This window comes from Pectobacterium artocarpous, from assembly GCF_046159765.1.
Lineage (GTDB): Bacteria > Pseudomonadota > Gammaproteobacteria > Enterobacterales > Enterobacteriaceae > Pectobacterium.
This window is the reverse complement of sequence record NZ_JBJXVK010000035.1, coordinates 1-12,602: the sequence shown is the minus strand read 5'-3', so window position 1 is coordinate 12,602 and position 12,602 is coordinate 1. Positions and strand designations below refer to the sequence as shown.

At 55.8% G+C, this 12,602-nt stretch carries 11 protein-coding genes; 3 read left to right on the top strand and 8 right to left on the bottom strand.

Annotation, left to right across the window (positions count from 1 at the left end; translation table 11 throughout):
* Positions 1-98 precede the first annotated feature (98 nt).
* Positions 99-959, top strand: coding sequence for a co-chaperone YbbN (locus tag ACKQAD_RS18850; protein ID WP_409161545.1), 861 nt, complete (start codon positions 99-101; stop codon positions 957-959).
* A gap of 191 nt (positions 960-1,150) precedes the next feature.
* Complete coding sequence (locus ACKQAD_RS18845) at positions 1,151-1,336, top strand: hypothetical protein (RefSeq protein ID WP_409161544.1); 186 nt, start codon at positions 1,151-1,153, stop codon at positions 1,334-1,336.
* A gap of 147 nt (positions 1,337-1,483) precedes the next feature.
* Here the strand turns inward: ACKQAD_RS18845 and ACKQAD_RS18840 are convergent, their stop codons facing one another.
* Positions 1,484-2,677, bottom strand: a complete 1,194-nt coding sequence (locus tag ACKQAD_RS18840) for a nicotinamide mononucleotide deamidase-related protein YfaY (protein WP_409161543.1) — start codon at positions 2,675-2,677, stop codon at positions 1,484-1,486.
* Positions 2,678-2,897: 220 nt separating this feature from the next.
* Here ACKQAD_RS18840 and tyrP point away from each other — a divergent pair, with 220 nt between their 5' ends.
* Positions 2,898-4,106, top strand: a complete 1,209-nt coding sequence (tyrP, locus tag ACKQAD_RS18835; protein ID WP_409161542.1) for a tyrosine transporter TyrP — start codon at positions 2,898-2,900, stop codon at positions 4,104-4,106.
* 149 nt (positions 4,107-4,255) lie between these two features.
* Here the strand turns inward: tyrP and ACKQAD_RS18830 are convergent, their stop codons facing one another.
* From ACKQAD_RS18830 to menF, 7 genes are all read right to left on the bottom strand, one after another.
* Entirely contained in the window at positions 4,256-4,795 is a 540-nt protein-coding gene (locus tag ACKQAD_RS18830; protein WP_409161541.1) for a YfaZ family outer membrane protein, read from the bottom strand.
* Between the two features lie 321 nt (positions 4,796-5,116).
* Positions 5,117-6,562 (bottom strand): o-succinylbenzoate--CoA ligase, encoded by a 1,446-nt coding sequence (menE, locus tag ACKQAD_RS18825; protein ID WP_409161540.1) that lies wholly within the window; start codon positions 6,560-6,562, stop codon positions 5,117-5,119.
* A complete protein-coding gene (menC, locus tag ACKQAD_RS18820; protein ID WP_409161539.1) occupies positions 6,550-7,521 on the bottom strand; it encodes an o-succinylbenzoate synthase in 972 nt (323 codons plus the stop codon). The genes menE and menC overlap by 13 nt, the downstream gene beginning before the upstream one ends.
* Complete coding sequence (gene menB, locus ACKQAD_RS18815) at positions 7,521-8,378, bottom strand: 1,4-dihydroxy-2-naphthoyl-CoA synthase (protein WP_409161538.1); 858 nt, start codon at positions 8,376-8,378, stop codon at positions 7,521-7,523. Before menB ends, menC begins: the two co-directional genes overlap by 1 nt.
* A 5-nt stretch (positions 8,379-8,383) precedes the next feature.
* A complete protein-coding gene (menH, locus tag ACKQAD_RS18810; protein ID WP_409161537.1) occupies positions 8,384-9,199 on the bottom strand; it encodes a 2-succinyl-6-hydroxy-2,4-cyclohexadiene-1-carboxylate synthase in 816 nt (271 codons plus the stop codon).
* Positions 9,187-10,869 carry a 2-succinyl-5-enolpyruvyl-6-hydroxy-3-cyclohexene-1-carboxylic-acid synthase gene (gene menD / locus ACKQAD_RS18805; RefSeq protein ID WP_409161536.1) on the bottom strand — a complete coding sequence of 561 codons (1,683 nt, stop codon included), beginning with the start codon at positions 10,867-10,869 and terminating at the stop codon, positions 9,187-9,189. Before menD ends, menH begins: the two co-directional genes overlap by 13 nt.
* A gap of 221 nt (positions 10,870-11,090) precedes the next feature.
* Entirely contained in the window at positions 11,091-12,419 is a 1,329-nt protein-coding gene (gene menF / locus ACKQAD_RS18800; RefSeq protein ID WP_409161535.1) for an isochorismate synthase MenF, read from the bottom strand.
* Between the last annotated feature and the right edge of the window lie 183 nt (positions 12,420-12,602).

The following is a 12,602-nucleotide window of genomic DNA, read 5'->3' as shown; positions in this document are numbered from 1 at the left end:
TGAGGTATTGCACACTTGCCTCTGTACAAGGCTTGCAAGTGACACCGACAGGCCCCATCTAAGGATCAAACGCATTCAGGAAGTAAGAGAGACTACTCATGTTAGAACAACAAGCGACTATCGTTGACGTCAACGAATCCAACCTGCATCAGGTGTTGGAACACTCCATGACACTACCAGTCCTGTTTTACTTCTGGTCGGCGCGCAGCCAGCACTGTCTGGAGTTGGAGCCGGTGCTGGACAAACTGGCGCAGGAATACGCCGGGCAGTTCGTTCTGGCGAAGGTTGACTGTGATGCCGAACAACGTGTCGCCGCTCAGTTTGGCTTACGTTCCATTCCAACCGTTTATCTTTTTAAAGATGGCCAGCCGCTGGACGGTTTTCAGGGACCACAGCCGGAAGAAGCCATTCGCGAGTTGCTGAAACGCGCGCTGCCGAAAGAGGAAGAGCTGAAAGTCGCTGAGGCGCAGCAACTGATTCAGGAAGACAAACTACCGGAAGCAATGCTGGTGCTGAAAGACGCCTGGCAACTCAGCCAGCAGCGCAGCGACATCGGTCTGATGCTGGCGGAAGTGCAGATTCAAATTAAACGCAGTGAAGATGCTGAAGCCGTGTTAGCCACTATTCCGTTGCAAGATCAGGACACACGCTATCACAGTCTCATTGCGCAGATTGAGTTGCTGAAACAGGCGGCAGATACACCAGAAATTCAGCATCTACAGCAGCAATTAAACGCCGATCCGCAAAATGCGGATCTCGCGGTACAACTGGCGCTGCAACTGCATCAGGTCGGTCGTAATGAAGAAGCGCTTGAGCTGCTGATGGGATTCCTGAAGAAAGATCTAGCCGTTGCTAACGGCAACGCACGTAAGACGCTGATGGACATCATGGCCGCCCTCGGCACCAGCGACGCCCTCGCCGCCCGCTACCGCCGACAGCTCTATTCGTTATTATATTGATTCTTTTGTGAAAAAGGCCAGAACACTGATTCTGGCCTTTTTATTTACAGGCAAACACCCGTCTTATCTCGTCTTATAAACTTATCGTCTTATAAACTTATCGTCTTATGCTAAATTGATGTGATGGTTTCGGGCGTGCTAATCCGGCGTAAAAATTGCGCTGAGGCGATCGTTACCGCCGAGTGAGCGGCATGGATGCCGCGAAAGCCAGTGCCGCGTCGGACAAAAACGTCAGAGACGTTTTTGAACAGCACTTGTGCTGGCCCGAAGGGCGAGCCCCGTTTATGGGGCGAGTAAACGCGTCACTGGCGGCTCGACAAGCGGGAACGAACGCCGAAGGCACCGCACAGCGGCGCAATTCACGCCCAAAAGCCTAGGGGTCACGGGGCGAGCGGCGTTTGAGCCGTCCCGTGTCGGGCGCGTGCTACGAAGTAGCATGAAAATGACGGTATTATCGCGCACGAAACGGCCTCGATAGCGACATAAAAATGCAACTCAGAGGCAGTCTTGGATCTCCCCGCTAACTACAACGTCTCCAACACCTTGATCCAACCGTGGCCACCGTAAACTGACCAGCCGTTTAGCCAGCGGCGCAGCATGTTCATCGCCAGCATCGCAACGACTTCCTGATGGGTTTTCAGGCTGTAGCGCTGTACGTTGAACTGTATCGTTTGGGCAAAAGATCCTTCCGGCGTATGCAGCGCTAATGACAGTTCTGCGTCGTTCCGGCTCCCCACGACCAACGCTAACGACGCACCCTGACGCTCCGCCAGATGGCGAGCATAGTCCGCTAGCCCAGACAGACTAACATCTCTAACGTTTGCCAGCAGTTCCCCGCCTGCCAGCGGAACATTCTCCGACTGAAGCTGCCAGTTAAGCAATCCCGCCGTGAAGTGTTCACTCACTGCCAGCGTCATATCACGCTCAGCCAGACGCCGTGCCAGCTGTGCCGGTAACCCTTCGGTTCCTTCAAAAATGACATTTTCCCCGGCCACAGTGCGTACCGTTTCCCACAGCTGCGCCATTTTTTCCCTCTGTGCGGCCGGGCCAGTGAGTTTCAGCTCGATGATTGGCATAGAAGAACGGTAGCCCAGCACCACGCCCGGCGGTAACATCATGCCGTCCAACTGGCTTGCCAGATCGCTCTCGGAACGGCCAAAGGTGGTCAGACGCAGACACAGCGGCGCATCGGCAATAACAAACCGCTCGCGCAGGCGCGGCATAATTTGCTGATCGACCATGACCTTAAACTCAGACGGCACGCCCGGTGTAAAAAACATCAGGCACTTGTTCAAGTGCAGCGCGAAACCACAGGCAGTGCCTACTGGGTTATCCACCATTTCCGCGCTGGCAGGGATTTGCGCCTGTTTACGGTTGCTTGGTGCCATCACTCTGCCGCGCTCGGCAAAGAATGCCTCCATACGTGCCAGCCATTCCGCATGTTCAACCAGCCCTTCGCCTGCTGCGGTGGCCGCCGCCAATGCACTGAGATCGTCGCTGGTCGGCCCCAGTCCGCCGTTCACGATCAGGATATCGGCGATCTGGCTACGCTGCGTTATCACCGTCACCAGCGCATTGAGATCATCTCCCACCGTCATCCGGCTGGTCATCGGTAATCCCTGTTGAAACAGATAATCTGCCAGCCAGGCCGCATTGGTATCAATAATCTGACCATGCAGCACTTCATCGCCGGTACATAACATCTCAACCCTAAGCATTTTTTTATTCCTCGTGACGATCCTGAAACCACTTTAAAAAGTCGCATGAACAAACACAATATTTCTTTCAGCCAGCCCGAGAACACACGCAGCCGACGAGCTGTGCTTCAGTGTAAATATAAAATTACACCGCTCGTAACGGCGTTTTGACAGAAATCACTCAATACTCTACCCTGCTGCCAAAAATATCTGGACAGCCGCGCTATATATAGAGGAATAGGTGAAAAATCGCACTCTTGGCAGTATTTTTATCGTTGCAGGCACCACCATTGGAGCAGGAATGTTGGCGATGCCGCTGGCAACCGCCGGCGTTGGATTTGGTACTACGTTAATGATATTAATCGGCTTATGGGCACTGATGTGTTACAGCGCCCTGCTGCTGGTTGAAGTGTATCAACATCAGCCATCGCACACCGGGATGGGCACGCTGGCAAAAATCTACCTCGGCCGCTGGGGACAATGGATTACTGGTTTCAGTATGCTATTTCTGATGTACGCGCTTACGGCGGCCTATATCAGCGGCGCAGGTGAACTGCTCGCCACCAGCATCAGCCAGTGGAGCGGCTACTCACTTCCGCTATCCGCAGGTATTCTGATCTTCACGCTGGTTGCTGGCGGCGTCGTCTGTATCGGGACATCCTCAGTCGATTTGTTTAACCGTATCCTGTTTAGCGGCAAAGTGCTAATGCTCGTCATCATGTTGGCCGTCATGGTTCCCCATATTCAGCGCGTTAATCTCTTAACGCTGCCGCTACAACAGGGTCTGACGCTCTCGTCGCTACCGGTGATTCTGACCTCGTTCGGCTTTCACGGCAGTATCCCCAGCATCGTGCACTACATGGGTGGCGACAGCCGTAAGCTGCGCCGGATATTCCTGATCGGTAGCGTGATACCGCTGATTGCCTATATTTTCTGGCAACTGGTGATACTGGGCAGTCTGAGTTCTTCAACATTCAACGCGATTTTGGCTAATCAGGCTGGATTGAATGGATTGATGCAGGCTATTCGCACGCTGGTGACTTCACCGCACGTTGAACTGGCCGTCCATCTGTTCGCCGACCTGGCACTAGCGACCTCTTTCCTCGGCGTGGCGCTTGGACTATTCGATTATTTAGCCGATCTGTTTAAACGCAAAAATAGCGCTACAGGGCGTGCGCAAACCGGCTTGCTGACCTTTATCCCGCCGCTGGTATTTGCACTCTTTTATCCGCAAGGGTTCGTGATGGCGTTGGGTTATGCGGCAATCGCACTAGCCGTGCTGGCGCTGCTTATTCCCGTCCTGCTGAGCTGGCAGGTGCGCAAACAGCGCCCTGAAATACGCGCGACGCGTGGTGGTGCTCCGTTTTTAGCGCTGGTCTTTACCTGCGGCGTAGGCATCATCCTGATTCAATTGGCGATGGTAGCAGGCTGGCTGCCGTCAATCAGCTAATCTTTTTCGGCTCCCCTAGACATAAAAAAACGCCAGGAGCGTTTTTCAACGTCGCTTGCGACGGCCCGCAGGGTGACGGACAAGGATGTCCGTCATAAAAAAAGCGCGTGAATGCTGAGTTCACGCGCTTTTTTCTTTCAAACCAGCGATTAGAAATTCAGACCAACACCGATATAGGCTGAATCCGCCAGTTTGTTATCTGGCCCATTTTCGCGCGCCATATTGATGTAGCGGTAGCCGACATCAACGCTCAGCGGTGCAAAGACCTGCCAGCGTACGCCTGCTTTCCCTTCAACATAGTAATCAACATGGCTGGAGAAGGCATCCGGTGAATAGTAACCTTCGCTATACAGCGAGAACTGACGGCTCAGCGGCCACTGCACGCCACCGCCCAGAGCAACACCATAGCCATCATCGCCGTGATCCTGATTCAGGTACAGCGCTTTACCGCCCAAAGTCAGCTTGAGTGGGCCGACAGGAATGGTGTATCCCAGGCCGAAGCCGTAGACGTCATTGTTGTTGTCGCCGTGGGCATAGCTCACATTACCCGCAAGCCCAGGAATGCCCAGACCGAAGCCCGCATTGGCGCCTACGTAATCGCGACCTGCTTCCCCGGAAAGACTAATAGCATGTACAGAAGCACTTGCAAGCAACAGGCTTCCCGCACAGGCAACCACAAATTTTTTCATTTTCAATATCCTTAAAACCGTCGTTAAACGCGCGTGTAAAGGTGTTATCGCTGCCGATTTTACCCGAAACGCCCCCTCACTCCAGCATGAAATTATCCTGAGCAGCGATTTATTCTTTTAATAATCATGAATGTTTTCATTCAGCGCTGCTGACAATAACAACAATAAGCCTCACCTATTTGCTCAGAAAAGACAAAGTAAACAATAGTACGCATCATGGATGACGACAAAACAGGGAGAAGGAAAATTAGCCACAGGAAAGCGCATCGCGCCGATGGATACCCCTCATGCAGTGCACTCCGACAGACACACGCCGGACAATTAGCCGCCAGCCGAGCCGCGCGACCTGCTGGACGAAGGGTACGTTGCATTGACCCAGTTTTTCACCTGCTGGCGCGAAAGCTTAATCCCGCCATTTTTCAGTTCAGTCGGCAGCGCATAATACGCGACCGGACGCTGGAACCCAGCAAGCTGCGGCTGTAGCCAATCGCGCACCGCATCCAGCGTCGTGGTTTGTGCCACTTCCAACACCGCCACAGGTCGGTGACCAAACTCCGCGTCTTCAACGGGCACAATGCAAGCCTGTTGCACATCGGGATGCATCAATAACACGGCTTCGATATTCTCCGGCTGAATCCCTTCTCCGCCGCTGAAAAATTGATTATCCAGCCGTCCCAGAATGTGCCACTCGCCCTCGGCAAAGCACCCGCGATCCCGCGTGTGGAACCAGCCATCATCATCAACCAGTGGAATCAGTTTTCCGTCACGCCAATAGCCGGAGGCCAGCGTGCGGCCACGCAGCAGAATTTCATCATCAACCAGCCGGATCTCCCGTCCGTGTAACGGCAGACCAACCCCCGAACGTCCATCGGCACGTTTCGCGCAGACCGTGGATGCCAATTCCGTCAGCCCATAGCCACACCAGCAGCTCACGCCTCGGGCTTCCGCCTGCTGCGTCAGCGTCTGCGGAATCATCGCACCGCCGAGTAATACAGCCTTCAATACCGTAGGGAAAGTCTCCTCCGACAACAGCCGCCACAGTTGCGTCGGCACCAGAGAAGCGTGGGTACAATCGCGCAGCGCACTATCCAGAGGTTGATGTGCACGAACCACTATCGTGGCTCCCGTGGTAAGCCAGCGCCAGACAATACCCTGCCCAGACACGTGAAAGATCGGAAGTGACAGAAGCCAGCTGTCGCGGGAGGAAAACGCCATCATCTGAACCACGCCTTCCGCGCTGGAAAGATGAGCTGAGAACGTGTGCGCCACCGCTTTTAGCATCCCACTGGAACCGGATGTCAGCGTCAGCGTCGCCAGTCGTTCGGCCTGCCAGCACAATCGAACAGCACGGTGGCTTTCTTCACTATCGTCGGATGGTAAAGAAAAAGAAGTAGAAGTAGATGACAAAGAAAGCGTGCGTACGGCATTCGGCCAGGGTTTATCATTCAGGCAAAGACCATACGCCACATGCAGTGCGGGCAACAGCGCCTCCGTTAACGCATCGGGCAGTTGTGGATTCAGCGGCAGCACACGTGCACCGCACTGCAATAACGCCAGATAGCTGAACAGCATCTGTACGCTATTTTTCCCGCGTAGCGCAACCGTGCTGTCGGCAGCAACGCCCTGCTGTGTAAAATGCTGCGTCAGACGATCCACCTGCTGGGCAAGCGCCTGCCAGCTCCAGCGGGTTTCATCTTCAATCAATGCGACAGATGGGGGCATCTGGTTAGCCCAGTGCCGCCACGGCCAGTCAGTCAGGATTGCCATACCACGTCCAGTTGCTCAGCAGCCAATAGCGGCAACGTGCTCTCCGGCCAGGCTTGAATGACCTGCGACTGCATCAGATCCAGCGTGTCCAGCCCTGGGATCATGTCCGGCGTCAGCCAGTGCGCCAGACGCGCCAGTTGCGTTAAACCCAGACTGGATTCGATACTGGAGCTGATCACCGCGGTTAACCCAGCCTGCTGCGTTTCCTGCACCAGTTGCTGACAACGTGCGAGACTGCCGACCAGCGTGGGCTTAATGACAATCGCGCTCACGCCCGGCTCGGCTTCCACCCGAAAATCAGCCTCGCGCACGCTTTCATCCCAGGCGATGTTGATGCCGGTTTCCCGCGCAAACTCGCGAGATTCGTCACGGGTTTTGCAAGGTTCTTCGAGAAAGGCAATACGCGAACGTAATGACGGCGCGACATAACGGGCAAAGCCGTCCGCTTTGGCGCGCGTCCAACTGCGGTTGGCATCCAGACGGAGTTTCAGGTCCGGCAAGGCCTCCAACAGCACGTTAACGATCATGCCGTCACGCACCGCTTCGTACAGACCGACCTTGATCTTTGCCACTTTCTCGCCCGGCATCGCCTGTAGCATCTCAAACAGCTCGTCAGGATCGCCGCTGCACAACGGCGCTTTGCGATAGTCCGCCACCTGCGGCAGATGCCGATCCAACTCGGCCTGCGCACAGCTCAAGCCAAAAGCAACCGACGGCGGAATATCGTCAGAAAATGCCGCCCCTGCCGCCCATGATTTTAGCTGTTCAAGCGCGGCTGATTCCGCCTCTGCCAACGTTTCCACACTGAATTCCGGCAGCGGCGCAATTTCGCCCCAGCCTAACCGCTCGCCTTGTTGCAGACGAACGATAAGCCCATCGCGGGTTTTCAGGCGCTGATTGCGTAGCACCACACCCGCTTCCATCGGCACGCTGTAACGATAGAGTGTGACCTGACGCATTATGGATTCCGTTTAAATTTGCTGAAGTCAGGCTGACGTTTTTCGTTGAACGCGTTACGCCCTTCCTGCCCTTCGTCCGTCATGTAGAACAGCATGGTGGCGTTACCTGCCAGTTCCTGCAAGCCCGCCTGACCGTCGCAGTCCGCGTTCAGCGCCGCTTTCAGGCAGCGCAGCGCCATTGGGCTGTTTTGCAGCATTTCACGGCACCAGCGCACTGTCTCTTTTTCCAGATCGGCCAGAGGAACCACGGTGTTCACCAGCCCCATATCCAGCGCTTGCGCCGCATCGTACTGACGGCACATGAACCAGATTTCACGCGCTTTCTTTTGACCCACAATGCGCGCCATGTAAGAGGCGCCCCAGCCGCCGTCGAAGGAGCCGACACGCGGGCCGGTTTGACCGAAGATGGCGTTCTCTGCCGCAATGGTCAGATCACACATCATGTGCAGAACGTGTCCACCACCGATGGAATATCCCGCCACCATCGCAACAACCGGCTTTGGACAGGTACGGATCTGGCGCTGGAAATCCAGCACGTTCAGGTGATGCACACCGCTGTCGTCTTGATAACCGCCGTAGTCGCCACGAACTTTCTGATCGCCACCGGAGCAGAATGCTTTATCGCCCGCACCAGTCAGGATAATCGTTCCGATACCGTCGTCATGACGCGCATTATCAAGCGCCTGAATCATCTCTTTTACCGTTTGCGGACGAAATGCATTGCGTACCTGAGGGCGGTTAATGGTGATTTTGGCAATGCCATCGGTGGATTTATGGTAGAGGATATCGGCGAAATCGCCGCTGCAATCGTGCCATTCAATCGGTGCGTAAAGCAGTTCTTCACTCGGATAAAGCATAGTTATCAATCCTTAACGTGATGCAAAAGAAAAGCGCGAACCCGCTCGGCATAGGCCGTTGGATTCGCCTGATGAGCATTATGGCCTGCTTGCGCTACGCTCAGTAGTGGTAGGTCATATTGCGCCGCCAGCGTTTGAAATTTCATGTCGCTGGCACCGCATAAGTAAATAAAAGGTATCGACAGGTGTCGTAGACGGTCTGCTAAAAAAGGTTGCCGCCCCAGCGACGTGGCTTCCAGCATGGCCGCAACGGATGCGCCGTGATTCGCACTCCGGCGCGCAATCAGCTCTTCACGCTGTATTGAATCCACATCGGCAAAGACTGCCTGCTGATACCAATCCTGCAAGACCGCGGGCAGCGGCTCGTGACGAAAGCGCTTCGCCCAACGATCATCATGGTGGATACGTTCCGTACGCCGCTCCGGCGTCACCAGACCGGGGTGGCCGCCTTCGACCAGCAGCCCGAGCATGCCGTCATGCTGCCCGTTGCAGGCATGATACATCGAGATACGCCCACCGAGCGAATAGCCCAGCAGCCAATAGCGCTCGATGCCCTGCTCTAAAAGTGTCGCGCTAAGCTGCCGACTGACATCGGCAAAATCTGTTGTGGAAATCGTTCGTGACGCGCCGTGCCCGGGTAAATCCACCAGCAGCACGGGCCAGTCACGACAAAACGGCAGGACAGGCAACCAATCCTCACCACTACCTAATAAACCATGCAGACACACCAGCCACGGCTGCCTGGGAGCAACCGCGCCATGCGTCACTTTCCGGCAGCCTAGCCCCTGAAAATCTGGCTCCTGAGAATTTAGTGCGCCCACGTCGCCACCTGCGCGACCAGTTCATTGAGCGTTTCTGCGCCGTCCTTCGGTTCAACCACGACTTCCAGCAGCGTGACGCCCCCCTGCGCCCAGCAATCCGTCACCGTATTCGCCAACTGTTCCCAGCTCTCGGCGCGTACGTAATTCAGGCCAAACATCGCGGCAGCATGGCTGAACGCCACATTTTGCGGCATGCAGTAAAACGTTTCGCGTTGTGCAACTGGCGTCGGCAACAGGGAAAATATCTGGCCGCCGTTATTGTTCACCACAATCAACACCAGCGGTGCGGGAGCCTGACGCAGCAGCGCCAGCGCATTCAAATCGTATAAAGCGGAGAGATCGCCGACGATGCCCAGCGTCGCTTTCGCCGTGGCACGCTGCACGCCTGCCAGCGTGGAGATCAGGCCATCAATGCCGCTGGCGCCGCGATTACCGTACACCGGATACCTCTGCGGGAGCTGCGCCAGCGCGTCGATCAGACGTACCACCAGGCTGTTACCGACAAACAGCTGTCCGTCCGGCGGCAACAGCGCTGGTATACGCTGCGCCAGTTGTGCTTCCCCAAAGCGGGAAGCCAGATGCATGTCGATCTGCCGCTGCGTTCTGTCGGCAATATCCACCAGCAAATCCGCCCACGGCGCCTGCTTGTGCGCCGGGTGCGCAGACAGCCACTCGTCCACGTCCGCCACAAGACGACGCCCGCGATGATGAGCCGGATCCAGCCGTCCCGGCAGATCGTCAATTAGCCAGAATTCTTGCGGCTGGCACTGCTCCTGCCATTGCAGCAGCCGCTTACCGGTCAGGCTACCGCCGAACTGCAAGACAATGTCCGCCTGTCGTAAGCGATCCGCCGCGTCAGGATGCGCCAGCCAGATATCCGCACAGGGTAACGGCTGCCCGCTTTGAGACAGGACATCACCAATCAGCGGCCAGCCCAGTTCATTCGCCCACGCGGCGAGACGCGCTCCCTGTTCGGGGCTCACGCGACCGGCGAGAACAACACCGCGCTTCTGTCGCCACTGCGGCCAGTCCGGCTGCACCGCCACCGCACTCTGACGCATTTCACGCAGCCAGGGTTCACGGCTATTCCACCAGTCGCCCAGCGTCATCAACCAATCCTGGTAAGCCGTGCCGTCATCGACACCATACAACGGTTCAGCAAACGGGCAGTTAATGTGCAGCACGCCGTGCAGCAGTCGCGCCATGGCGCTATCTACAGAGGAAACCAGCCAGCTAGCTGGAATGTCGGGCGTGGGGCGCGGTAAATCCAGCGCCAACGTGGGGTGTGAAGCATACAGCGCATGTTGACGAATCGCTTGATTCGCGCCGCAGTCGATCAGCTCCGGCGGGCGATCCGCGGTCAGAACGACCAGCCGTTCGCCGGTAAGACCGGCTTCAATGATGGCCGGATAAAGGTTCGCAGCGGCTGTGCCTGACGTCACGATAATCGCAACCGGTTCACGCGAGGCTTTTGCCAACCCCAGCGCCAGATGCCCAAGCCCGCGTTCGTCAAAATGCGTGTGGCAAATCAGCGCATGGTTGTCCGCCGCGGACAATGTCAGCGGGGTGGAGCGAGAACCGGGTGCGATGCAGACATGCCGGACGCCGTGACGGGTCAGCGATTCCAGCAGTAATGTAGCCCAGCGGCGATTAAATACACTTGTTGACATGATGTACTCAACAACTCAGGTTGCAGATTATTCCCGCCATCTTCCAGTGTACTGGCTGTACCGCTCACAGAAAATGATGGATATAGGCAAAAGATTAATGATCAAACTGTTGGCGGCCTGATTGCCCGTCAACAAACATCAAGTTCGATCCTATTATATTTTTTTTTATCACGCCGACTTTGATATAAACCATTAACTGACACAACAACCATAAAACAAAACTATGACATATCACCGTCTAACAGGGATCTCAGCCCTGCTGCTTTGTTTTCCAACTCCTGCCATTCTTGTTCTGGATCAGAACCCGCCACAATTCCGGCACCGGCATAGAGCGTTAAAATATGATCCCGCACTTCGGCCGAACGCAGTGCCACGCTGAATTCAGACTGCTGACGAGAAAGGTAGCCCGCCGACCCCGCGTACCAACCGCGTTCAAACGTTTCATGTTCGGCAATAAAACGGCGAGCGTCTTGCCGTGGCAAACCCGCGACCGCCGCCGTAGGCTGTAATGCATTCAGGCACGCGCTATCGGACGCGGTTCGTAATGTCGCATGAATGGTACGGCGCAGATGTTGTACTTTACGCAGGCGCACAATTTCCGGCGGCATCACATCCAGCAACAGCGCCGACTGCTGTAACCGCTGACAGATATCATCCACCACCAGCATATTCTCGCATTGATTTTTGGTGTCATTCATCAGCCAGTCTGCCAGTTCAGCAGCTTTATTCGCATCGCGATCGCTTTCCACCGTTCCCGCCAGCGCTTCCGTTTCCAGTTCGCTCCCGCGACGGCGATAGAGCCGCTCCGGGCTGGAACCGAGAAACGCATGACACGCGTCGTGCGCCAGCATGAAATGGAAACAGTGGTGATTTGCCGCCCGGCTGGCGGCCATAAAAGTGGTTGCCTGTAGCGGTTGCGTCAACGTTAGCGTGGTCGCCCGCGCCAGAACAACCTTTTCCATCAGTCCAGTGTTGATGTCATGCAGCGCCCGCTGAAGCAAATCAATCCACCTCTGGCGCTCTGGCTGATGCCCGACGGACTGAATTTCCGCATGCAAAGGAGGCAACGACGCAGGCGGCAGAAGCAGGTTAAGAAACGCCGAGGCTTCGGCGGCATCCTGCTGCAATGAGGTGTCGCTGAACAGATTAATGCTCAGGCTGAGCGTATCATCCAGACGCCGCAATTCAGCACGGGGCAAAAACAGGTAGCCGGATGACGAGGTACCGCTTTCTTTTATCTGGTTAAACGCATTCAGCCCCCAGATACGCACGTTGGGCTCGCACTGCTGCTGAGCGAGAAATGCCTCGGCATCCTGAATATGATGAAACCCGCACACGTTGCCGCAAACGGCGACCTCTTCACGATCCTGGCGATGCTGCCAATAGAACTGTGGGTATACCGGCTGAGTCGCCAGCCACGGCAATAGCTCAGGCGCATCGTTGAGGGTTAATGAACGCGTTATTTGTCTGAAACCTGCGCGTTCAGGCTGTGGCTCGCGCAAATCCTGCTGCAAATGCCGCAGCAAATCGGAAAGTTGTTTCACCGTCACCCCGGAGACCTAACACAAAGTAGGGGATTATACGGGAAAAAACACACCGTGGGTGAGAGGTTACGCAAGAGCCCCCCTCCGCGAGGTACGTCTCTCCGCGTTTTTTATGACATGCCATCCCTGGCCGTCACCCTTACGGGCTGAGGGATCCCCACAAACCCAGTGCTAATAAACCAGCACCAT